Origin of the sequence: Neptuniibacter sp. QD29_5 (genome assembly GCF_047778125.1) — a bacterium.
Lineage (GTDB): Bacteria > Pseudomonadota > Gammaproteobacteria > Pseudomonadales > Balneatricaceae > Neptuniibacter.
This window is the reverse complement of the sequence record NZ_CP180556.1, coordinates 2,619,013-2,640,531: the sequence shown is the minus strand read 5'-3', so window position 1 is coordinate 2,640,531 and position 21,519 is coordinate 2,619,013. Positions and strand designations below refer to the sequence as shown.

Genomic DNA, 21,519 nt, shown 5'->3' with positions numbered 1-21,519 from the left:
GGCCCCCTTTTTCGTAGCCCAGTTTAAGCAAATGCTGTAAACTTGCGCCTTTCCAGCGAGTATTAGAGTAGCGGTAGCCTGCACGTGAGCAACCTTAAAAATATCCGAAATTTTTCTATTATTGCCCATATCGACCACGGTAAGTCGACTTTGGCCGATCGTTTCATCCAAATGTGCGGTGGCTTAAGTGACCGTGAAATGGAAGCTCAGGTTCTTGATTCCATGGATTTGGAACGTGAGCGTGGTATTACCATTAAAGCGCAGAGTGTTACTCTGAACTATAAAGCGCAAGATGGTGAAACCTACCAGCTTAACTTTATCGATACACCGGGTCACGTAGATTTCTCCTATGAGGTTTCTCGTTCTTTAGCCGCTTGTGAAGGTGCGCTTTTGATCGTTGATGCTGCGCAGGGTGTAGAAGCTCAGTCAGTTGCTAACTGCTATACAGCAATCGAGCAAGGTTTAGAAGTAGTACCCATTCTAAACAAAATGGACTTGCCTCAGGCAGAGCCGGAGCGAGTTCGAGTTGAAATTGAAGAAGTTATCGGTATTGATGCCACTGATGCTGTTGCTTGTTCAGCTAAGAGCGGTATGGGTGTCGAAGACGTTCTCGAACAATTAGTTAAGGAAATACCGCCACCTGAAGGTGATGTTGATGCTCCGCTACAAGCCCTAATTATTGATTCTTGGTTTGATAATTACTTAGGCGTTGTCTCTCTTGTGCGTGTAACTCAAGGTACGCTGCGTAAGAAAGACAAGATTCTAGTTAAGTCTACAGGTCAAAATTATCAGGCTGAATCTGTAGGTATTTTCACACCTAAGCAGAAAGAAACCGGTGTTTTGCACGCAGGTGAAGTAGGCTTCATGGTTGCGGGCGTTAAAGACATTCATGGTGCACCTGTAGGTGATACGCTAACTCATGTTAAAACTCCAGAAGTAGAAAGCCTTCCTGGTTTCCAGAAAGTACAACCGCAGGTTTACTCCGGTCTATTCCCTACAAGTTCTGATGATTACCAGGATTTCCGTGAAGCATTGGATAAGCTGACGTTGAATGATGCTTCGTTGTTCTTCGAGCCTGAAACATCTGATGCGCTTGGTTTTGGTTTCCGTTGTGGCTTCTTGGGTATGCTGCATATGGAAATCATTCAAGAGCGTCTTGAACGTGAATATAATCTTGATTTGATCACAACAGCTCCAACTGTAATTTACGAGTTGGAGATGAACAATGGTGATGTTATTCAGATTGATAGCCCATCTAAGCTTCCGGATCCTGGCTCTATTAATGAGATGCGAGAGCCAATTGTTGAAGCCAATATCCTTGTTCCACAAGATTACCTAGGGCAGGTTATTGGGCTATGTGTCGAGAAGCGTGGTATCCAAAAACAGATGAACTACGTAGGTAATCAGGTACAGATTACTTATGAACTACCGATGGCGGAAGTCGTTCTCGATTTCTTCGACCGTTTGAAGTCTGTAAGTCGTGGTTATGCCTCTCTTGAATATAATTTCGTACGCTTTGATCCAGCTAAATTGGTGCGAATGGATATTCTTATCAATGGTGATAAGGTTGATGCCTTGGCCGTTATTCTTCATCGTGATAATGCTCAATTCCGTGGCCGTCAGCTATGTGAAAAGATGAAAGAAGTTATTCCTCGTCAGATGTTTGATGTGGCAATTCAGGCTGCGCTTGGTGGTAAGGTCATTGCTCGTACAACAGTTAAAGCATTGCGTAAGAACGTGACAGCGAAGTGTTATGGTGGTGACGTAAGCCGTAAGAAAAAACTGCTACAGAAGCAAAAAGAAGGTAAGAAACGTATGAAGCAGGTGGGTAGTGTAGAGATCCCACAGGATGCGTTCCTTGCAGTACTTAAAGTTGATAGTTAATCATCAGGAAGGGCATTGTTAGATGGATTTTGATTTCGCATTGGTACTGGTTGCGTTAACTTTCATCTCTGGCATCGTTTGGTTTTACGATCGAATCTCTTTGAAACCACAAAGGGATGAAAAGCTGAGAGCCGCTTTTGCTCAGGCGGGAGCAGAGTTGCCTGATGAAGCGATTGAGCAGATTAATCGTGTATCTGGTTGGGTCGATACTGGTCGATCTATGTTCCCGGTGCTTTTCATCGTATTGATATTAAGGTCTTTCTTGGTAGAGCCTTTTCAAATACCATCCGGCTCAATGTTACCGACGTTGAAAATTGGTGACTTTATCTTGGTCAATAAATTTCATTATGGGTTGCGTTTACCTGTTCTGAATACCAAGTTTATTGAGATTAATGATCCTGAACGTGGTGATGTGGTTGTATTTAAATTCCCTGAAAAACCATCTATTAACTATATTAAGAGAGTAGTTGGACTTCCGGGGGATGTAATTAGTTATCAAAACAAGAAGTTGTTTATAAACGGAAAAGAGCAATCCCAACAGTTGTTGGCTCAATTACCACCTCAAAATCCACAGCGCTTGTTAATTAATGAAAATTTAGATGGTGTTGAACATCAAATGTATAGAGATGTTCGCAGACCAGCTCAGAATATGGAGTGGACTGTACCTGAAGGTCATTACTTTATGGTTGGAGATAATCGCGATAATAGTAATGATAGTCGCAGGTGGGGCTTTGTATCTGAAGATCTTCTAGTAGGTAAGGCATTTGCAGTTTGGATGCATTGGCCTACCTTTTTAAGTGTACCGTCATTTGGCGATGTTCGTGTGATTAAGTAATGGAGGCTCATATGAGATCTAGTCTTAAGCAACAAGCAGGTGCGTCAATTTTTTCTATTTTGTTAGCGCTTATTGTTGCAGGTTTTTTGTTTTCTATCGCATTTAAATTATTCCCTGCATATGTAGATAACAGAACTTTAAATTCAGTGCTTGCTGATGCAATGAATGACTCAGATGAAGTGGAGAAGGGACCTAAGGGCATTAGAATTGGAATTTTAAAAAAGTTGGTGATAAATCAAATTAAGCTACCAGAAAAAGATGCTTTAACTATTGTTGAAGATGACGGCATTATTACTGCAACGCTTGATTACGAGGTACGTGTTCCAATGTTTGGGAACGTTGATGCGGTTGTTTTTTTCACTAACGAATATGAAGCAGAAGCCCCTTGATTAAACCTGTATCTGATTTGGCCCGTCGTATAGGGCATCCATTTGCCGATGAGTCTTTATTTGAGTTAGCACTCACGCATCGTAGTTGCGGTAAGAAGAATAATGAACGTCTAGAGTTTCTAGGCGATTCTATTTTGAACTTTGTTATCGCTGATGATCTGTTTGCACGATTCCCTCAAGCTAAAGAAGGTGAATTAAGTCGTTTACGTGCGCGTATGGTTAAAGGAGTTACCTTGTCTGAAGTAGCTCGTGAATTGGGTTTAGGCGATTACCTGCGTTTAGGTAGCGGAGAGCTTAAGAGTGGCGGTTTTCGTAGAGATTCAATCCTAGCTGATGCTGTAGAAGCTATTATCGGCGCGATCTATCTAGATTCCGATATGGAAACAGCCCGTGGATTTATTCTTTCTTGGTTCCAAGCGCGTTTAGAAAAATTAGACTTAAATGAGACATTGAAAGACTCTAAAACACGCTTGCAGGAGTTTCTGCAATCGCGTCGTTTAGCTTTGCCAACTTATGAATTAATCAATGTAGAAGGCGAAGCTCATGATCAAACCTTTTATATCGATTGTACAGTGGCAGGCTTAGCTAAGCCTGCAAAAGGTATTGGTAGTAGTCGCCGACAGGCTGAACAAGAAGCCGCAAAACATGCGCTGATAGAGTTGCAGGTGGAGAAATAGTTATGGCTGAAGATTTAATGCACCTGCTGGAGCCTCGTAATCCAGATCAAAAATGTGGCTTCGTAGCGATTGTTGGTCGCCCTAATGTTGGTAAATCGACATTGATGAACCACATCTTAGGACAGAAATTGAGTATTACTTCTCGTAAGCCTCAGACAACTCGTCATCAGATTATGGGTATCAAAACAGAAGATGATCTACAGATCGTTTATGTAGATACTCCAGGCTTACATAAAGATGATGGTAAAAAAGCTTTAAACCGTTATATGAACAAAGCTGCATCAGACGCATTACGTGATGTTGATGTTGTTGTTTTTATTGTTGACCGTACTGCTTGGACTGAAGAAGACCAGATGGTACTGGACAAGGTCAAGCATGCTCGTTGTCCGGTTATCTTAGCTGTAAACAAAGTCGATCAACTGAAAGACAAAACGGCTTTATTACCTCAGATGCAGACACATTCTGAGCGTATGGACTTTGCTGAAATGATTCCGCTTTCAGCTAAAGATGGCCATAACGTAGAGCAGCTTGAAGAGTTAATCGCTAAGCATATTCCTGAGGGTATGCATCACTTTCCTGAAGATCAGCTAACAGATAAAAGCTCACGCTTCATGGCTGCGGAAATGGTTCGGGAAAAGTTGATGCGTAACTTAGGGGATGAGATCCCTTACGGTACTACTGTAGAGATTGAAGAGTTTAAATACGCAAAAAATGGTGTTCTCCATGTGAGTGCGCTAATCCTGGTAGAGCGTGATGGTCAGAAGCGAATTGTTATTGGGGATAAAGGTTCTCGAATCAAAACAATTGGCCGTGATGCTCGCATGGATATGGAGCGTATGTTTGATGCTAAAGTAATGCTTAACCTATGGGTTAAAGTTCGTCGTGGTTGGGCGGATGATGAAAGGGCATTACGTAGTTTGGGTTATGACAATACCTAAAAAGCATGAGTCATTCTGATCCGCAGGCGGCTTATGTCCTCCATAGCCGCCCTTATCGCGATACCAGTTTTATCGTTGATTTCTTCACTCTAGAACATGGTAAAGTTTCCGCTGTTGTTCAGGGCGCACGCAGACCCAAATCAAAATTACGTGCATCAGTACAACCTTTTGTACCTATTCAGGTTACATGGCGTGGACGTAACGATCTCAAAACATTAACTCAAGCCGAGCCTGTTGCTGCTATGTTGTTCCTGAATGGCGATGCGCTGCTTTGTGGACTTTATGTAAATGAATTGTTAGAACGTTTGCTCCAGCCATTTGATAGTCACCCGAAACTCTATGTTTATTATCAGTATGTTTTAAATGAGTTAGTATCTGGTGAAGATATAGAGGGGGCGCTACGCACCTTTGAGCATCGTTTACTTGATGATCTTGGTGTATTGCCAGAGCTGGAACAAGAATCTGCTGATTCAGTATATTGTTTTAACCCTGAATATGGCTTTGTTCCTGTTGGCGCAGTAACAGATAAAAATAAGGCGTCTTGTTTTTATGGTTGGCAGTTGTCTGCGATTGCTGTTGATGATTATTCAGATATTCAAGTTCGCAGAGCTGCTAAGCGCTTGATGCGAAATTTAATTGATCGTGCTTTGGGGCAAAAGCCCTTGCGTAGCCGAGAGCTATTTCAAAAAATGTGAGGAAAGTGGTGTGATTGAACCATCCCGTTTGTTATTAGGGGTCAATATTGACCATGTCGCTACGATTCGCCAAGCGCGTGGTACACGCTACCCGGATACTGTTCAGGCTGCTGCGCTAGCGGAAGAGGCTGGTGCCGATGGTATTACAATTCATCTGCGAGAAGATCGTCGCCATATCCAAGATCGTGATGTTTATCTTTTGAAAGAGACATTACAGACACGTATGAACTTCGAGATGGCTGTGACTGAAGAGATGATTGCCATTGCTGAAGATGTAAAGCCTGCTCATTGCTGTTTAGTTCCAGAGAAGCGTGAAGAGTTGACGACCGAAGGTGGTTTGGATGTCGCTGGTCAAGAAGAGCGGGTGAAAGAAGCTTGTGATCGATTAGCTGCGGCAGGTATCGAGGTGTCTCTATTTATTGATCCGGAGCCAGCACAGATTGATGCAACTATTCGTTGTGGGGCTCCAGTGATTGAATTGCATACAGGTTCCTACGCAGAAGCTGAATCTTCTGCAGAACAGGCAGATGAGCTGAAACGTATCCGTGAAGCAGCTACCTATGCTTACCAAAAAGGCCTGATTGTAAACGCCGGCCATGGTTTGCATTATCATAATGTTGAGCAGATCGCTGAAATTCCTGAGATGAATGAGCTTAATATTGGCCACGGGATTATTGCGCGTGCCTTATTTGTTGGTTTAAAAGAAGCGGTATCTGAAATTAAGCAACAGATGCTTCAGGCCCAAGCTCGAATTCAGCCGCAAAGAGATGCATTAAAGCGATGATTCGAGGTATCGGGACCGATATTCTTCAGATCAGCCGCATGGAGCAGGCGTTGGACAGAACGCCTGCCTTGCCGCAACGTATCTTATCTACTTCCGAATATGAACAGTTCCTCAAAGTATCCAATCCACCTCTGTTTCTAGCTAAACGTTTTTGTGCCAAAGAAGCGGTATCTAAAGCTTTAGGCACAGGTATTGGGCGAGGCGTTAGTTGGAAGCATATTGAGATTACGAAAGATAAGAATGGTCGACCCGAAGTGAGTCTATCAGGAGGTGCTGCAGAGCGCGCCGAAAAGCTTGAAGTTGCATGTATGCATCTAAGTTACAGTGATGAGAAAGATTACATTGTTGCGTTTGTTATTGCTGAGGGATGAAGAGTTCTATGACTAGGGTTTGTGTCGTTACAGGTGGTTCTGTTGGTATAGGACGAGCTGTCGTTGAGCGTTTATTAGATGACGGTTACAAGGTTTATAACTTAGACCTGAGTGAATCTGAGGTCGGCGAATTTATTCAATGTGACATGACTGATTCAACTCAGGTTACACAAGCTATTGATCATGTCATCAAGGAATCTGGCAGGATTGATGGTGTTGTATCCAATGCCGGAATTCATTTCTCTGCAACTATAGAAGACACTTTAGAAGCGGACTTTGATCGAGTGATGGCGATTAATGTAAAGGGGGCCTATTTCCTTTTACAATCTGTACTACCTCACATGCGACAGCAAGGCTCGGGCTCAATTGTTTTGTTAGGCTCGGATCAGTCTGTTATTGCTAAAAGAAACTCTTTTGCTTACAACATGAGTAAAGCGGCGCTTGCTTCAATGGCTAAGACCACAGCATTAGATTATGCTTCTTTAGGAATTCGAGCTAATGCTGTTTGCCCCGGAACCATAGAAACACCACTTTACCACAATGCAATTGACCGCTATTGTGAGAGCAGCGGAAGTGAAAAAAGTGTTGTACATCAAGAAGAAGCAGCTTTGCAGCCATTAGGGCGTATAGGCCAGCCAGAGGAGGTTGCTGCACTTGTTGCATTATTGATTGGTGATGATGCTCGTTTTATTACCGGTAGTTTGCAGTTAATTGATGGTGGTTATACAGCCCAGTAATTGAGTTGTAAAAGTGAAACTTGCGATCTAAAGGCGGTATATGAGTAGAGTGATAGACCCGCATCTGCACCTGTTTAATCTTGAAAAAGGGGATTATCACTGGCTGAAAGAAGGGCACACGCCTGAATGGTCTGATAAAAATAAGATTAGGCGCAGTTATAGCGAAGGTGATTTAAGCCAATCAGGCTCAGCAGATATTGTAGGTTTTGTACATATCGAAGCGGGTTTTGATAATTCCCATCCGTGGCGTGAATTGGAGTGGCTTGAAAGTCATTGTGAGTTACCTTTTCGTTCAATAGCTTATCTTGATCTAACTTCCGATAGCTTTGATGAGCATTTGGAAAAACTACAAGAATTTAAGTCATTAGTTGGTGTGAGATACATCTTAGATAATGCCGCTCAGGAAGTGTTGTCCAATCCAAATGTCTTTAAACGTCTTGCGGTACTATCCGATAACCAGCTAATTTTCGAAGCTCAGCTGTCTTTATCTGATCCAGGTGCGTCTTGTGCACTTGCAGATGTAATGCAAAAGTTGCCAAATTTAAAGGTTGTGATTAACCATTGCGGGTCACCTGTACAGCTGAATGAGGAGTGGATGCACTCGATTACTCGGCTAGCACATCATCCAGAATGTTCTATTAAATGCTCTGGTTGGGAGATGTTTAATCGTGATTGGAGTTCGGAGCAGGCCAAACCTATTATAAGTTTTGCCGTTAGGCAATTTGGACTTACTCGGGTGATGTTGGCGAGTAACTTCCCTGTTTCTGAATTGGCTTGTAGTTATGAAGATTTATGGCAGAGGTATCTCAAAGAGATGAAGTGGAAGGGCTTTGAGAAAGAGATGCTGATATTTGAAAACGCTAATCGAATATACCAGTTAGATATCGATTAGCGTGATTAGAAAATAAAAAAGGGCGCCTGATAGCGCCCTTTTTATATGAAGTAGAAAATTACTTAACTTCAATACGCGGTGAACGCATTACTACCTCATCGTTCAATTCAATACCAATTCCAGGCTCTTCAGAAACTTGGAAGAAGCCGTCTACTGGTTGAGGATCTTGAATACAAAGCTCACGGTTCCATTGCTTAATCGCATAGGTGTGATGTTCATGGATTAAGAAGTTTGGAATCGCTGTTTCAAGATGCAAAGAGGCCGCTGTTGCTACTGGGCCACCACAAACGTGGGCTTGAATTCGAACGTCGTATACGTCTGCGTAATCACAAACCTTTTTCGTTTCTGTAAATCCACCACATAAACCGATATCTGGTTGTAGTACATCTAGACTTTGATCTTCAAGATACGGACGAACACCCCAGCGGTTATACAAACGTTCGCCACCGGCAATTGGAACATTTACTTTGTCGGCTACGCGTTTATGCAGCTCCGAGTTTAAGTAGTTCACTGGCTCTTCAAAGTACATGCAGCGTGCTTCTTCGACCAACTCACCCAATTGAATCGCGGTTGAAGCGCCTGGCAAACTGTGACATTCAAAAATGATATCACCGTCATCACCCATGGTTTCACGGATAGCCATTAAGCGGTCGCGGAACATCTTCATCTCTTTGTTAGTAAAGAGCTTAGTACGATCGAAGAAGGTTTCGCCTTTTTCGTTATACATGATCGGATCGACTTTTACAGCGTCATAACCTTCTGCCAGAGCTTTTTCTGTCGCTTTTGCATAATCTTCAGGATCTGTTAGGGCTTTAAATTCTGAATCCCAATCAAATTGAAGCTGGCTGGCATAAGTGCGTAGTTTATCGTTAACTTTACCGCCAAGCAGTTGGTAAACAGGAAGGCCCAGAGCTTTACCTTTAATATCCCAGAGAGCTGTATCGATAGCACTCATTGCAGCGTAAATGATAGGACCGCCGCCTAATCCCCAAAAGCTACCGCGTAGCATTAGGTTCCAAAGATCTTCTGTTTGGAATGGGTCACGACCAAGTAGCATCTCTTCTGCAAATTCTTTAATCATGTTTGCAGCAGCACTATGACCTAGGTCGTAAGCTAAGCCCGCTTCACCTACACCGCTGATGCCTTCATCTGTGTGTACTCGAACAAATACCGGATTCCAAACAGGACGATCCGGACAGTGAATATCAAAAATTTCTACGCGATTTATTTTCATGAATCAGCCTTATTATTCGGTAATTTTCAGATTATTGCGCAAAGCTTGGATCAAGTCGGTAGGCTTTACGAAGCATTGCAGGCCATGACTTCTGTCCACCGGTAGTTCCTGAATGAACGACATTTGCTTGTTTAGATATGCCATCAACGATTTCTGGAGCCACTTCTATAGCATCTTGACCTGTTGATTGAATTAATAATTGAATCTCACAAGCACGTTGTAGGTCATACATGCGCATAAATGCGTCACCTACGGTCGGACCAACGGTGAGAGCGCCATGGTTTGGAAGTAAAAGGTGGTTGTTACGACCTAAATCTTCTTTTAAACGTGCTTTCTCATCCTGATTAACTGCTAGGCCTTCATACTGGTGATAGCTTAACGAAGCCAATTGGAAGCAGGAGTATTGGCTAAGGGGTAATAACCCACATTTAAGGGAAGCTACCGCAATAGATTCTTTAGTATGTAAGTGAAGAACACAGTGTGCATCACTACGTACAGAGTGAACGGCGCTATGAATCGTAAATCCTGCAGGGTTTATGTTGAAAGGCGTATCGTCGAGGATATTTCCTTCTAGATCCACCTTAACTAAGTTTGATGCAGTAACTTCATCAAATGTAAGCCCAAAAGCATTTACCAGATAGTGATCTGTTCCAGGTACTTTTGCTGAAATATGAGTATAGATTAGATCTCCCCAGCCTAAATCTTCCACTAGCCTGTAGCAGGCAGCTAGATCTACCCGTACCTGCCATTCCTCTGGGGAAACTTTGTTTTTTAAATCGAGTTGTGGAAGCTCCAGCATAAAAAATCCTCTGGCTTAAATAGATGTGCCTTTGACGAGCAGTATTGATTGCAAGAATTATACAGGGAGCTACGAAATAAAGAACATGATGCCAATGAAATGATTATTCACTAATAAGAATTATTTGCATTTGATTTCTTCTTAGATAATAATGATTCCTATTACTGATAAGGAGAATTGTTATGAATAGCCCTGCGAATAATTCTGTATTGGAATTTCCTGTAATTGCGCTTGTTGGTGCTGTCGCACTAGGTTTTATGTTTCTTCCATTTGTTGGTTAAGATTTTCTTTAGCTAAACGATCAAATTAATGTTTGGTTGTTGTGAGTAAGCTAAAGACTTTAATTTAGGTGGATGTGCTTCTTAGTAGATCAAACTATTATTAGAGTTGAAGAACTCATCGGCTCTTGTGTATTACCTTATTAGTTTGTTTGCGACTTCAATTCAATGCGGGCTCTGTACAGGTATCGTTGGTCATAACATAACTTCCTTTCTCCAAGATTAGTCAGTTACTCAAACTATTCTGTATTCTTTTTAATACCCTTTGTCATAAATCTTACCTATCCAAGCTATAGAGAGAAGTAAATGGAGCTTGTTCGATGCTTGATGAATACTGTTTCTATATTGGTTGAGTTTGTGAGGAATGAACATGAAAACAGAGCGTTTAGAGTTTAAGGGTCACGATGGGATCAGTGCTTGCGGCTCGTTTGGATCTACCCGTTGGCAAACCCGCTGCTTATGCATTGTTTGCGCACTGTTTTACCTGTTCCAAAGATATTCCAGCAGCTAGGCGAATAGCTCAACGTCTAGCATCTTTGGGGATAGCTGTACTTCGTTTTGATTTTACGGGCTTGGGCCATTCGGGTGGTGAATTTGCTAATACCGGGTTTAGCTCTAATGTTGCTGACTTAGTCTTAGCTGCTGATTATTTACGTGAAAACTATCGGGCTCCTCAACTCTTAATCGGTCACTCGTTAGGTGGGGCGGCGGTGTTAGCAGCTGCAGATAGAATAGCAGAGGCGAAAGCTGTAGTTACGATTGGTGCTCCAGCTGAACCGGAACATGTTATTCATAATTTTGGTGATCATGTAAATACAATCTGTAACCAAGGTTCGGCAGAAGTGGAGCTGGGTGGTAGGGCTTTTACCATTCGCCGTGAATTTATCGACGATATTTCAGATGTATCCTTAGAGGCTAAGGTTAAGCATCTGAAAAAAGCACTACTGGTGCTGCATGCGCCAATGGATGAAACCGTGAGTTTGGATAATGCCGCACGGATATTCCAAATGGCTAAACACCCAAAGAGCTTTATCACCCTAGATAATGCTGATCATTTGCTTACGCGTGTCGAGGATGCAGAGTATACCGCTGAAGTGATTTCAACTTGGGTGCAGCGTTATATAGACGTTGAACTGTTACCAAAACAGATGAATGCCCCTGAAGGTGTTGTTCGGGTAAGTGAAGCTGATCCGGACAGTTTTACTCAGGATATCAGCGCAGCAGGTCACCATATAATTGCAGATGAGCCTGTGAGTTACGGTGGCAATTATCTAGGCTCCACACCTTACCAATTAGTTGCTGCTGGTTTAGGGGCTTGTACCTCAATGACGATTCGCATGTACGCGCGTCATAAACAGTTGCCACTGGAGCATGTGCAGGTGGATGTTATCCATGACAAAATCCATGCAGAGGATTGTTCTAGCTGTGAACAATCAGGGGGCAAAGTAGATCAGTTTGTGAGGCGTATAACGCTGATCGGTGACTTATCTGAGGAAGAGCGACAACGTTTGCTTGATATTGCAGATCGATGCCCCGTTCATAAAACCTTGGAAGGTGAGATCAATATTAAGACCGCGTTATCTAGCTAGCCATTCAAATGGCTAGGTAAGTGAAGGTTTTACAGCATAGCGCTGTAAAACCTTTCATATAGATCTACCTATTCGTAAATAATCTCATCGAATACTTGGCGGATAGGTTGAACACCCGCCCAAACATCCAATTCCATATCTTCAGGTTCATCCACAGGTGCTCCGGTTCTAACTTTTGCTGAGACTTGCTCGATTTTAAATTCCAAAACCGCAGTGGCTTTGAGCTCGACATCATTCGCGGGTCTCGCTTCTTGTGATCTTCCGGTTTTGACCTTTTCTAGCATCAAGTCTAATTGTCGACGCTTTTCCTGTTCTTCTTCGATTAGCTTAGCCTTGCCATACATGATTACACTTCGAAAGTTGACTGAATGGTGGAAAGCAGAGCGCGCAAACACTAATCCATCCAGCAAGGTAATTCCTATTGCAGCTTCCTCTCCGGCGAGTAATGCTTGGAACAAACCATTTTTACTTGAACCGTGGATATAGAGGTAATCGCCTTCGCGCCAGTGGAGTGTCGGTTGAATCATGGTTTGACCACGCCAATTGCATGAAACATGGCAGACAAGTGCTTCATCCATGATCTGATAGATTGTTTCTTGATCATAGGTCGCTTTTTTCAACCCGCGTTTAACCTGTGTTTTTGGTGTAGGGGTAAAGTGACTCATCTGCTTGTCCTCCTCATATTTATGGGTTGATTGGTTTAGATGGTGGAAGAGTAATGGTTATAATTGGTCTATGTGAGATCCAATATTTGTATATTTAATGGGCCCAATTTTGTTGAGTGCGCAGCTGCTAAACATTCTTAAGTCCCCTGAAAGCGTTGATGAGGGGGCTCGTTACCAGGTTATTTTTAAACGTCTGCAGTTGGCTATTTTGCAGGGGGCGCTGGTGGGTGGTACTCGTTTACCTGCAACTCGTGAGTTATCGAGTGCGCTTGGTGTTGCCCGTAATACAGTTAAAACGGCCTATGAAATGTTAGTTGCCGAGGGTTATGTTGAAACGGTGACAGGTTCAGGGAGTTATGTCGCTCACTTACCTGAGTCAGTGTTGAGAAATAAGCCTTCGAAAACGAAGCAAGACCCCGGTTTGTCGGTTTCGGAATATGCAAAGCAATTCTTAGGTTTTACGCCTTTAAATCCAGATACGCGAAAGTTACTGCAACCGGGAATACCCGCAATCGATCAGTTTCCGATAGAGCAATGGAAACGCTGTTTAGCGAGAGCCGCATCGTTTAAGTTACTAGAGTCATCGCCTCCGGCAGGTGATTTAAGACTGCGGGAGCAGATCTCAAAATATTTATTGCGACACCGAGGAATAGAGGTAAAAGCCGATCAGATTTTGGTGACCTCCGGCTCCCAGCAAGCGATCTATATGGTTGCTCAGTTACTCACTAATTCAGGTGATCGGGTGGTGGTTGAAACTCCGGGGTTTCCAGGGATATCTGGTGCTTTTAAAGCAGCGGGGTGCAAGATTGATACGGTTCAGTTTCCTCTAATTGATGCGCTAAAACAGAAGGCTGCGTTATTGAGTTTGACGCCTTCTCGTAACTTTCCTTTAGGGCATACGATATCGCTTGCAGAAAGGTTGGAGGTTATTCGTTGGGCTGAAGCAGAAGATGCTTGGATTCTAGAGGATGATTACGATTCAGAGTTTGCCCTAGGGCATCCAGTTTCGTCACTGTTTGCAATCAGTGATTATCAGAGGGTGATCTATACCGGGACTTTTAGTCGATCGATGTTTCCTGCAATACGTTTAGGTTATGTGATACTACCTGAGCTTTTAGTGCCTTTATTTAGTCGAGCGCGACGCTATATGGATGGTGGCTTATCCGGCGTTACTCAAGTGGCCATGGCTGAGTTTATGGAGCAAGGCTTTTTTGCACGGCATCTCAAAAAGATGAGTGGGTTGTATCAGAAACGGCTTAAAGTTCTATCTAAAGAGGTCAAAGCTAGCTGTTTGTCAGGCTTGCCTATTTTGGGTGCTGAAGGAGGAATGCATCTGGTATTGGGGTTGCCAGATGAGATAGAAGACAAGCGACTGGTTGAGCAGTTAAAACAAGATGGGTTGGGTGTAAGAGCACTATCGGGCTATACCCAAGAGGGGCCGAAACTGAATGGTTTAGTAATCGGATACTGTGCTGAGTCGGAAGAACAGATTAGACAAGGTATTCAGCTTATAGCTAAACATTACAAAAAAGTTCGGAGCAACTCTAAGTTAGGTTAAAATGAGCAGCTTATAACTTGTGAGTACTTTGTTGCGATGACTACCTCTGCTTTCTCTGATCTGAATTTATGCCCTGAACTGCTGTCTGGTTTGGAAAAACTCGGGTATACACAGCCAACTCCGATTCAAGCTAAAGCAATCCCTTTAGTCTTAAAAGGTGAAGATTTACTAGCGGAAGCGCAGACGGGTACAGGTAAAACGGCTAGCTTCGCTTTGCCTATCATTGAGAAGTTAAGTAAAACACCGCCGCAACAAAACTACCGTCAAGTTAGAGCGCTGGTTTTAGCGCCTACGCGTGAGCTGGCCATTCAAGTGGCAGATAATACATTGGAGTATGGCCGTCCTTTAGGTATGCGTGTGATGTCTATCTATGGTGGCGTACGTTTGGATAACCAGATTCGTAAACTTAAACGGGGTGCAGACATTCTAGTAGCAACCCCAGGGCGGTTGTTAGATCTATTGCAACAAAAAGTGATTAACCTCGATCATCTAGAGTTTTTAGTCTTGGATGAGGCGGATCGTATGCTTGATTTGGGCTTTATCGATCCCATTCAAAAGATCATGGATTATGCTGCAGAGCCTCGTCAGACACTTTTGTTTACTGCGACTGCAGATGAAAGCATCGAAGTATTAGCCGACTTTTACCTCAATAATCCACAGAAGATCAAAGTCTCTCCTCGTAACTCGACGGCAAAGCAGGTCAAACAGATCGCTTATGCAGTGGATAACAGCGATAAGTCTGAGATCCTGAGTTATCTGATTCAAGAAGAGAAGTGGGGCCAAACCCTAGTATTTGCTCGAACTAAAAAGCGCGTTGACGAACTTGTTCAGTATTTGAATAAAGAGGATATCTATGCTGCTGCAATTCATGGCGATAAAACTCAGCGTGAGCGTGAGCGCATGTTCAAAGAGTTTTTGAGTGGCGAATTGCATGTTTTGGTTGCTACTGATGTAGCAGCACGAGGTTTAGATATCGAAGCTTTGCCATATGTCGTGAATTACGACTTGCCGAATGTTCCTGAAGCCTATGTGCATCGTATTGGCCGAACAGGTCGAGCAGGGGAAAGTGGCGAAGCGATCTCTCTAGTTGCACCGGCAGAGCGAGATTTTCTTAAGCGCATTGAGCAATTGATTAAGCAGAAGATCCGATTAAGACCGGTACCAAGAATCGAGAATGGTAAACGAATCGAGATCGAAGATTTTGCAGACCGACCAATGAAAAAGCGGTCGGTAAAAGGTAAAAAACAAGTTAAGCGTGAACAAGTAGAAGCGTACCAACCTGACACATCAAAACGTGCCATTAGACCGGGGTTATTTAAGAAATAATTAGCTTTGTTTCCATTCGGGGAGCGTTTGCATCATCTTAAGGTCATCGATTAAAGCAAGTGCTTTCCAGCCTTCGAGAGGGAAGCGAATATCTCCCTTATCTTCGCCGTATTTTGCTTTTAGTTGCTCGACTTGATCGGTATTAAAGTCGAGTAGACCTAGGCCTTTCATCCCCCACCCTGCAAAAAGCCGGCTGTCGATGAGTTCAAAAGAGATAAGTTGAATGTTCGTATGCCTTGGATCGTGCACTAATGTTATAAAAAGCTTATTAACAGATTCATAGCGTCCTTCGATTTCTTGAAGAAAGTTATGCTGAGATGCCAGTAAGACACCTGTTATCTAATTTGTTTCGTTATTTTTCTCGCTTTGGTGCAGAATGTTTCGGACTTGTTCCCAATCCATTTTGCTAATGGGTTCACTTTTATAGATGGGGCGATACATATAAAGCTCCACGTAATCTCTGCACTTAGTGACAGGCAGGATCATTTCCCTGTACGGATCTATTGATACATCTACAGCATAGTTATTTTCTAACTGTGGAAAAGTAAATTGCTGAGTAAAACCCAACGGGCACTGTCTGTTTTCTGTTCAGGGCAGAGTGCGTATAATGTCTGCCTTTAATTCTTAATTGGTAAAAAGTAATGTCAGGCAAACTAGAGTGGGACGAAGATGCGAAACAGCGTGTAGATGCGGCACCTTTCTTTGTACGTAAATTAATTCGTCATAAGGTAGAGAAGGCTGCTCGTCAGCAAGGCCTAGAGCGTATCACCGAAGAGTTGCTTGATAAGGTCAAGAAAAAGCAGATGGATAGCCAAAAGTAAGTAGCTAACATCAATCAGAGCGGTTGGTTATACTATTGGTCAACCGCTGTTCTCTAAGCAGGTTATTCTACCTGTGATCAAACTTTCTTCCTTTTTTATATTAAATCGTCCTTGCCTATCTTTACTAAGAGATAAGCTTATCTCTTTTTCAGCATCAGTTCTGATTTACGTTTATAACTTGGTAACACTGTCTGCAATCTGGCTGAATATTGGTCAAGAAAGGGATGTTGTTTGTAAAGTGTTTAGAAAATCAGCATTTGCTTTGAGGCTAGGTATATCGAGGGCTCTAGCGATCTAAACCAAAGATATCCACGGGTTGTAAATAGAGTTACCCCCAGAATTTGGGGGTAACTGGTTGGATCGTCTTTTCTATAGAAAATTAAGGTTCCGCTTTAACCGGGGTTAGGTTTTGAGCTAATACTTCTTCACCAAACCAGCTTAAGTTTTCGTGCAGCTCTACTACCTCACCCACAATGATCAGTGCAGGGGCTGGTAGTTGAGCTTCCTCTTGTAGCTTAGGTAGCGTTTCCAAAGTACCGGTCAGTACTTTTTGATCTGCCGATGTCCCACGGGAGATGATCGCTGCAGGAGTGGGTGCTGGTTTGCCATGCTCAATCATCTTAGCGGCGAGCTGAGGCAGGGTATGTAGACCCATGTAAAAGACAACAGTTTGGTTAGGGTGAACCAACTCGTTAAAGTTCAGATCTGTCGTACGGTTTTTAAGCTGCCCAGTTACAAATTTAACCGACTGTGCATAGTTTCGGTGCGTCAGCGGAATGCCGGCAAAGGTTGAACAAGCACTAGCCGCTGTGATGCCTGGCACCACTTGGAAAGGGATATTATGTTCTTTAAGGGTTTGAAGTTCTTCGCCACCGCGACCAAAGATAAAAGGATCGCCACCTTTTAGACGAACAACTCGTTGCCCGAGTTTTGCGTGTTTCACTAGAAGCTCATTGATACCTTCTTGCGGAACTGCATGGTTATCACGCTTTTTGCCCACAAAAATCAGATCGGCATCGCGTCGGCAAAGATCTAACACTTCTGGGGAAACAAGCGCATCGTAGAGGACGACATCGGCTTGTTGCATGAGACGTAATGCTTTGAATGTTAATAACTCAGGATCACCTGGACCGCCACCGACAAGGTAAACTTCGCCTACCTGGTGTTCTGGATCTTCGTTTGCGAGTTTATCAGTGATCATTTTCGCTGCTTCTTCATCCCGCCCAGCGAAAACTTTCTCGGCTATTTGGCCTTGAAGCACGTTTTCCCAGAAAACACGTCGATGGTTAACCGTACTGAACGTCTCTTTCACCTGATCGCGGAAATGGTTCGCGATACTCGCAAGCTTACCGTAGGATTTTGGAATCCATGTTTCTAGTCGAGCTCGTAGCAATCGAGCAAGAACAGGTGCGCTACCGCCTGAAGATATACCTATCACAACAGGGGATCGATCAACAATGGCAGGGAATACAAAGGTGCAAAGCTTAGGGCTATCGACAACATTTACCGGAATATTCTTTTCCACTGCATCGAAGTGAACACGCTCGTTAAGCGGGTTATCATCCGTAGCAGCGATGACTAAGATTTTGTCATCGAGTAGAGCTGCGTGGTATTCACCAACAATCGCCGTTCCTTGGTTTTCATCCAAAAGGTCTTGTAGATCGTCACATACCTTATGAGAGATAACGGTCACATGAGCACCTGCTCTGCACAGCAATTTAGCCTTACGTAAGGCTATGTTTCCTCCACCTACAAGCAAGACTTTCTGATGGGTCAGCTTAAAAAATAGCGGTAGGTAATCCACAAAATCTCTCCAGAAAATGACTCAGGTTTTATCTACCTGATAGGTCGGTTGTCTTTATTTATGAATAAGTTATGCAACCTATATGCCTAAGAATGATTGGTTTAATCGTTTTCTATTGAGAGCCAAGTACATAGCTGTATAGAGCAGAAACCAACCGTATTTATATCTATTAGTTTACCAGTAGATTTAAGTTTTGGGCGTATAGAAAGGGAGTTAATTCACCGAATTGGGGCGCGTGTATATCCGGTGCTTAAAAATGGTGCATCTTAGAATTAAGATGATCCTGCACCAAACAGTTTTGCTGAATGGTGCAGGGGGATCTCCTGTCAGAGAAAGCTTCCTGCTATCTCTTAGGTATTACTTTTTAAAGTTCAGCGGCGTTGCTGGGTGTAAGCCACATTCGCGGTTTTCTGGGTTTTCCCACCACCAGCGGCCAGAACGCACATCTTCACCCATAGAAATCGCACGTGTGCATGGTGCACAGCCGATGCTTGGGTAGTGTTTGTCATGTAGTTCGTTGTATGGAACATCATTCGCTTTGATATATGCCCAAACTTCTTTCTCTGACCAGTCCGCCAAAGGGTTTAGCTTGTGCATATTGTTGCCTTCATCCCACTCTTCAAACTGGATCTCATCACGAGTAACAGATTGTTCGCGGCGAAGGCCCGTAATCCATGCTTTGTTACCAGAAAGGGCGCGTTTTAGTGGCTTAATCTTACGAACAAAGCAGCAACCTTTACGTAGCTCTTGTGATTCGTAAAACGCATTAACACCGTTCTCTGCAACATAAGCTTCAACGTCTGCACCCTCAGGGTAGTAAACGTCAAACGTTACATTAGCGTATTGCTTTTGCACGTCCGCAAGAAGCTTAAGTGTTTCTTCTGGCAGACGGCCTGTGTCCAATACAAAGTTGCTGATCTCAGGGCAGAATTTGCTGATCAGATCAGCAATAACTACGTCCTCAGCACCTAGGCTGTTTGCGAAGACTAGGGATCCCTCGTGATCCTGATAGCCTTTTTTTAGTAGAGCTGCAACGGCTTCAACCTTTGCTTGTAGCTCTGCAGTAATTTGCTCACTCATAAATAGGACCTCACCGTCACTATTAATTACTGGTGATAAACTGCACGTACTTTATCGGCAGCGCTTTGGTAATAGTTGCTCATCTCATCGAAGGATTTAAGCATTTCTGGCTTAAATACATCGTCAGCAATTTCGATTGCTGTGAAACCACAGCGCTCTAGATAAGCGAAACGATCTTGGCCAATATCACCAGTTGCACGTATCTCGCCTTTGTACTCAGCGCGAACAAGGAGGCGAGCAATACTAAAACCACGACCGTCACGGAAAGCAGGGAAGTCGATCGCCACTAGTGGGAACTTATCTAAGTTCTCAACTAGGAAGTCGATATCGTCGTCACCATTCACTTTTACGGCTACTTGGCCTTCTCGGCTAGCCAGTGCGTCTTGGTTTTCCAAGTACAACGCCAGCGGTACGATAATGTCACCCGTTTGATCAAGTGATTCTTCGTTGATCAGAGTCCAGTTGTCTGCGACAACCTCACGATTAATTAGCAGGGGCATATACGTACTCCTTAAATGGTGCAATACCGATACGACGGAATGTATCAATGAAACGTTCGTTCTCAAAGCGCTGTTGAACGTATAATTCCAGCACTTTTTCTAGGGTGTTAGCTACTTGGTCAGCAGGAACTGATTTTCCAATAACTTTACCTAAAGCGGCTTCAGAACCATCATCACCACCAAGAGTGATTTGGTACCAGTCTTCGCCTTTTTTATCTACGCCTAAAATACCGATATGGCCAACATGGTGATGTGAGCAAGCGTTGATGCAGCCTGACATATTTAGTTTCAGATCGCCTAAGTCATGGACAAAGTCCATATTTTCAAACTTTTCATTAATCTGATCAGCTACGCCTAGGGTTTTTGCGTTTGCTAAAGCACAGAAGTCACCACCAGGGCAAACAGTCATATCTGTTAGGGTGCCGATGTTTGGACGTGCTAGGTCTGCATTCGCTAGTACTTCCCAAACTGCATATAGGTCAGCTTTCTTAACATCTGCCAAAACTAAGTTTTGGTTATGAGTAGCGCGAATTTCGCCAAAGCTGTACTTATCAGCAAGGTCAGCAACTAGATCTAGTTGGTCAGCAGTGATATCGCCAGCAGGTTTTAGGTATGGCTTTAGAGATACATAAGCAATGCGGTAACCATCCACTTTATGCTCTACAGTGTTACGCTCATACCAAGTGTTGAAATCTTCATTTTCTGCAAGTTTAGCTTCAAGTGAAGTATCTGCAGCAGCTGATGCATCGTAATCAAATGGTTTGAAGAATGCTTTAACGCGCTCGATCTCTTCCATTGGTAGTTTTAGATCAGTGTCACGAATGTGCGCCCACTCTTCTTCAACTTGCTCGCGGAACTTATCTATACCCACAGCTTGTACCAAAATTTTGATACGTGCTTTGTATTTGTTGTCGCGGCGACCATTCATGTTGTACACACGGATGATAGCTTCTAGGTAAGAAAGTAGATCTTCCTTCGCTAGGAATGGATTGATCTGCTTAGCGATCATAGGAGTACGGCCAAGGCCGCCGCCTACAAGTACTTCAAATCCAACTTCGCCAGCATCGTTTTTAACGATGTGAAGGCCGATGTCATGTACTTGTGTTGCAGCACGGTCATTTGCGCAAGAAGAGATCGCAATCTTGAACTTACGAGGTAGATACGCAAATTCAGGGTGAAGTGATGACCACTGGCGAATGATTTCACAGTACGGACGTGAATCTTCGATTTCATTCGGAATTACACCTGCGAACTGGTCCGTCGTTGTATTACGGATGCAGTTGCCTGATGTTTGAATAGAGTGCATCTGAACTTCAGCAAGCTCCGCAAGGATATCAGGCACTTCTTCAAGTTTCGGCCAGTTAAACTGTAGGTTAGTACGCGTAGTAAAGTGCGCATAGCCTTTGTCATAAGTACGAGCGATATGAGCCAGTTTACGGAATTGAGTTGAGTTATACATGTTGTATGGACCCGCTACACGCAACATTGGTGCATGGCGTTGTACATACAGACCATTCATCAGACGTAGTGCTAGAAAGTCATCTTCCGGCAGTTCGCCAGCTAAGAAGCGACGAGTCTGATCTCTAAATTGCTCAACACGTTCGTCAACCAGTTTCTGGTCGACAGAGTTATACTGATACATAACTTTTCCCTTGTTGGACCC

The 21,519-nt window shown here is 43.4% G+C and carries 22 protein-coding genes and 1 pseudogene; 14 read left to right on the top strand and 9 right to left on the bottom strand.

Going from position 1 to position 21,519, the window contains the following annotated elements; all coding sequences use genetic code 11:
* Nucleotides 1–84 precede the first annotated feature (84 nt).
* From lepA to ACMXYR_RS12485, 10 genes are read left to right on the top strand one after another with little or no spacing between them, the layout of a single operon-like run.
* The gene (gene lepA / locus ACMXYR_RS12530; protein ID WP_415901854.1) at nucleotides 85–1,884 is read left to right on the top strand and encodes a translation elongation factor 4; all 1,800 of its coding nucleotides are present in this window, start codon (nucleotides 85–87) and stop codon (nucleotides 1,882–1,884) included.
* A gap of 22 nt (nucleotides 1,885–1,906) precedes the next feature.
* The gene (gene lepB / locus ACMXYR_RS12525; protein WP_415901853.1) at nucleotides 1,907–2,719 is read left to right on the top strand and encodes a signal peptidase I; all 813 of its coding nucleotides are present in this window, start codon (nucleotides 1,907–1,909) and stop codon (nucleotides 2,717–2,719) included.
* A gap of 11 nt (nucleotides 2,720–2,730) precedes the next feature.
* Nucleotides 2,731–3,108, top strand: a complete 378-nt coding sequence (locus ACMXYR_RS12520) for a DUF4845 domain-containing protein (protein ID WP_415901852.1) — start codon at nucleotides 2,731–2,733, stop codon at nucleotides 3,106–3,108.
* On the top strand, nucleotides 3,105–3,785 hold the full coding sequence (gene rnc, locus ACMXYR_RS12515; RefSeq protein WP_415901851.1) for a ribonuclease III: 681 nt from the start codon (nucleotides 3,105–3,107) through the stop codon (nucleotides 3,783–3,785). Before ACMXYR_RS12520 ends, rnc begins: the two co-directional genes overlap by 4 nt.
* 2 nt (nucleotides 3,786–3,787) lie before the next feature.
* On the top strand, nucleotides 3,788–4,723 hold the full coding sequence (era, locus tag ACMXYR_RS12510; protein WP_415882154.1) for a GTPase Era: 936 nt from the start codon (nucleotides 3,788–3,790) through the stop codon (nucleotides 4,721–4,723).
* Between the two features lie 5 nt (nucleotides 4,724–4,728).
* Nucleotides 4,729–5,418, top strand: a complete 690-nt coding sequence (gene recO, locus ACMXYR_RS12505) for a DNA repair protein RecO (RefSeq protein ID WP_415901850.1) — start codon at nucleotides 4,729–4,731, stop codon at nucleotides 5,416–5,418.
* A gap of 13 nt (nucleotides 5,419–5,431) precedes the next feature.
* Nucleotides 5,432–6,202, top strand: a complete 771-nt coding sequence (pdxJ, locus tag ACMXYR_RS12500) for a pyridoxine 5'-phosphate synthase (protein WP_415903649.1) — start codon at nucleotides 5,432–5,434, stop codon at nucleotides 6,200–6,202.
* A complete protein-coding gene (gene acpS, locus ACMXYR_RS12495; protein ID WP_415896825.1) occupies nucleotides 6,199–6,573 on the top strand; it encodes a holo-ACP synthase in 375 nt (124 codons plus the stop codon). The genes pdxJ and acpS overlap by 4 nt, the downstream gene beginning before the upstream one ends.
* A gap of 8 nt (nucleotides 6,574–6,581) precedes the next feature.
* Nucleotides 6,582–7,310, top strand: coding sequence for an SDR family NAD(P)-dependent oxidoreductase (locus tag ACMXYR_RS12490; RefSeq protein WP_415901849.1), 729 nt, complete (start codon nucleotides 6,582–6,584; stop codon nucleotides 7,308–7,310).
* Nucleotides 7,311–7,350: 40 nt separating this feature from the next.
* Nucleotides 7,351–8,202, top strand: coding sequence for an amidohydrolase family protein (locus tag ACMXYR_RS12485; RefSeq protein WP_415901848.1), 852 nt, complete (start codon nucleotides 7,351–7,353; stop codon nucleotides 8,200–8,202).
* 58 nt (nucleotides 8,203–8,260) lie between these two features.
* Here ACMXYR_RS12485 and ACMXYR_RS12480 read toward each other — a convergent pair whose 3' ends face one another.
* Both ACMXYR_RS12480 and ACMXYR_RS12475 read right to left on the bottom strand, forming a co-directional pair.
* Nucleotides 8,261–9,436 (bottom strand): mandelate racemase/muconate lactonizing enzyme family protein, encoded by a 1,176-nt coding sequence (locus tag ACMXYR_RS12480; protein WP_415885530.1) that lies wholly within the window; start codon nucleotides 9,434–9,436, stop codon nucleotides 8,261–8,263.
* Nucleotides 9,437–9,467: 31 nt separating this feature from the next.
* Complete coding sequence (locus tag ACMXYR_RS12475; protein WP_415901847.1) at nucleotides 9,468–10,235, bottom strand: class II aldolase/adducin family protein; 768 nt, start codon at nucleotides 10,233–10,235, stop codon at nucleotides 9,468–9,470.
* Nucleotides 10,236–10,917: 682 nt separating this feature from the next.
* On the opposite strand from ACMXYR_RS12475, the gene ACMXYR_RS12470 reads away from it, so the two are divergent.
* The gene (locus tag ACMXYR_RS12470) at nucleotides 10,918–12,102 is read left to right on the top strand and encodes an alpha/beta fold hydrolase (protein WP_415901846.1); all 1,185 of its coding nucleotides are present in this window, start codon (nucleotides 10,918–10,920) and stop codon (nucleotides 12,100–12,102) included.
* 68 nt (nucleotides 12,103–12,170) lie between these two features.
* Here ACMXYR_RS12470 and ACMXYR_RS12465 read toward each other — a convergent pair whose 3' ends face one another.
* Nucleotides 12,171–12,767 carry a pyridoxamine 5'-phosphate oxidase family protein gene (locus ACMXYR_RS12465; RefSeq protein WP_415901845.1) on the bottom strand — a complete coding sequence of 199 codons (597 nt, stop codon included), beginning with the start codon at nucleotides 12,765–12,767 and terminating at the stop codon, nucleotides 12,171–12,173.
* A 112-nt stretch (nucleotides 12,768–12,879) separates the two neighbouring features.
* Between ACMXYR_RS12465 and ACMXYR_RS12460 the strand changes: the two genes are divergently transcribed.
* Nucleotides 12,880–14,325 (top strand): PLP-dependent aminotransferase family protein, encoded by a 1,446-nt coding sequence (locus tag ACMXYR_RS12460; RefSeq protein WP_415901844.1) that lies wholly within the window; start codon nucleotides 12,880–12,882, stop codon nucleotides 14,323–14,325.
* Nucleotides 14,326–14,361: 36 nt separating this feature from the next.
* Nucleotides 14,362–15,651, top strand: a complete 1,290-nt coding sequence (locus ACMXYR_RS12455) for a DEAD/DEAH box helicase (protein ID WP_415901843.1) — start codon at nucleotides 14,362–14,364, stop codon at nucleotides 15,649–15,651.
* Here ACMXYR_RS12455 and ACMXYR_RS12450 read toward each other — a convergent pair whose 3' ends face one another.
* Together ACMXYR_RS12450 and ACMXYR_RS12445 are read right to left on the bottom strand one after the other, a co-directional pair.
* A complete protein-coding gene (locus tag ACMXYR_RS12450) occupies nucleotides 15,652–15,822 on the bottom strand; it encodes a hypothetical protein (protein ID WP_415901842.1) in 171 nt (56 codons plus the stop codon).
* Between the two features lie 54 nt (nucleotides 15,823–15,876).
* A pseudogene (locus ACMXYR_RS12445) lies at nucleotides 15,877–15,945 on the bottom strand (hypothetical protein); the annotation flags it as partial.
* Nucleotides 15,946–16,292: 347 nt separating this feature from the next.
* Here ACMXYR_RS12445 and ACMXYR_RS12440 point away from each other — a divergent pair.
* Nucleotides 16,293–16,472, top strand: coding sequence for a PCP reductase family protein (locus ACMXYR_RS12440; RefSeq protein WP_415901841.1), 180 nt, complete (start codon nucleotides 16,293–16,295; stop codon nucleotides 16,470–16,472).
* Nucleotides 16,473–16,851: 379 nt separating this feature from the next.
* Here ACMXYR_RS12440 and cysG read toward each other — a convergent pair whose 3' ends face one another.
* From cysG to ACMXYR_RS12420, 4 genes are all read right to left on the bottom strand, one after another.
* Nucleotides 16,852–18,276, bottom strand: coding sequence for a siroheme synthase CysG (cysG, locus tag ACMXYR_RS12435; protein WP_415901840.1), 1,425 nt, complete (start codon nucleotides 18,274–18,276; stop codon nucleotides 16,852–16,854).
* A 357-nt stretch (nucleotides 18,277–18,633) separates the two neighbouring features.
* Nucleotides 18,634–19,356: a phosphoadenylyl-sulfate reductase gene (locus tag ACMXYR_RS12430; protein WP_415901839.1), complete on the bottom strand. Its 723-nt coding sequence runs from the start codon at nucleotides 19,354–19,356 to the stop codon at nucleotides 18,634–18,636.
* Between the two features lie 26 nt (nucleotides 19,357–19,382).
* A complete protein-coding gene (locus ACMXYR_RS12425; protein WP_415901838.1) occupies nucleotides 19,383–19,856 on the bottom strand; it encodes a DUF934 domain-containing protein in 474 nt (157 codons plus the stop codon).
* A complete protein-coding gene (locus ACMXYR_RS12420) occupies nucleotides 19,840–21,498 on the bottom strand; it encodes a nitrite/sulfite reductase (RefSeq protein WP_415901837.1) in 1,659 nt (552 codons plus the stop codon). Before ACMXYR_RS12420 ends, ACMXYR_RS12425 begins: the two co-directional genes overlap by 17 nt.
* Nucleotides 21,499–21,519: the final 21 nt, after the last annotated feature.

Bases quoted from the DNA above. Each gene is read 5' to 3' on its own strand.
- ACMXYR_RS12440 (WP_415901841.1), top strand. From the start codon at position 16,293: ATGTCAGGCAAACTAGAGTGGGACGAAGATGCGAAACAGCGTGTAGAT.
- era (WP_415882154.1), top strand. From the start codon at position 3,788: ATGGCTGAAGATTTAATGCACCTGCTGGAGCCTCGTAATCCAGATCAA.
- ACMXYR_RS12420 (WP_415901837.1), bottom strand. From the start codon at position 21,498: ATGTATCAGTATAACTCTGTCGACCAGAAACTGGTTGACGAACGTGTT.
- ACMXYR_RS12470 (WP_415901846.1), top strand. From the start codon at position 10,918: ATGGGATCAGTGCTTGCGGCTCGTTTGGATCTACCCGTTGGCAAACCC.
- ACMXYR_RS12485 (WP_415901848.1), top strand. From the start codon at position 7,351: ATGAGTAGAGTGATAGACCCGCATCTGCACCTGTTTAATCTTGAAAAA.
- ACMXYR_RS12475 (WP_415901847.1), bottom strand. From the start codon at position 10,235: ATGCTGGAGCTTCCACAACTCGATTTAAAAAACAAAGTTTCCCCAGAG.
- ACMXYR_RS12465 (WP_415901845.1), bottom strand. From the start codon at position 12,767: ATGAGTCACTTTACCCCTACACCAAAAACACAGGTTAAACGCGGGTTG.
- ACMXYR_RS12430 (WP_415901839.1), bottom strand. From the start codon at position 19,356: ATGAGTGAGCAAATTACTGCAGAGCTACAAGCAAAGGTTGAAGCCGTT.
- ACMXYR_RS12480 (WP_415885530.1), bottom strand. From the start codon at position 9,436: ATGAAAATAAATCGCGTAGAAATTTTTGATATTCACTGTCCGGATCGT.
- recO (WP_415901850.1), top strand. From the start codon at position 4,729: ATGAGTCATTCTGATCCGCAGGCGGCTTATGTCCTCCATAGCCGCCCT.
- ACMXYR_RS12455 (WP_415901843.1), top strand. From the start codon at position 14,362: ATGACTACCTCTGCTTTCTCTGATCTGAATTTATGCCCTGAACTGCTG.
- ACMXYR_RS12450 (WP_415901842.1), bottom strand. From the start codon at position 15,822: ATGAAAGGCCTAGGTCTACTCGACTTTAATACCGATCAAGTCGAGCAA.
- acpS (WP_415896825.1), top strand. From the start codon at position 6,199: ATGATTCGAGGTATCGGGACCGATATTCTTCAGATCAGCCGCATGGAG.
- ACMXYR_RS12490 (WP_415901849.1), top strand. From the start codon at position 6,582: ATGACTAGGGTTTGTGTCGTTACAGGTGGTTCTGTTGGTATAGGACGA.
- ACMXYR_RS12425 (WP_415901838.1), bottom strand. From the start codon at position 19,856: ATGCCCCTGCTAATTAATCGTGAGGTTGTCGCAGACAACTGGACTCTG.
- lepB (WP_415901853.1), top strand. From the start codon at position 1,907: ATGGATTTTGATTTCGCATTGGTACTGGTTGCGTTAACTTTCATCTCT.
- ACMXYR_RS12520 (WP_415901852.1), top strand. From the start codon at position 2,731: ATGAGATCTAGTCTTAAGCAACAAGCAGGTGCGTCAATTTTTTCTATT.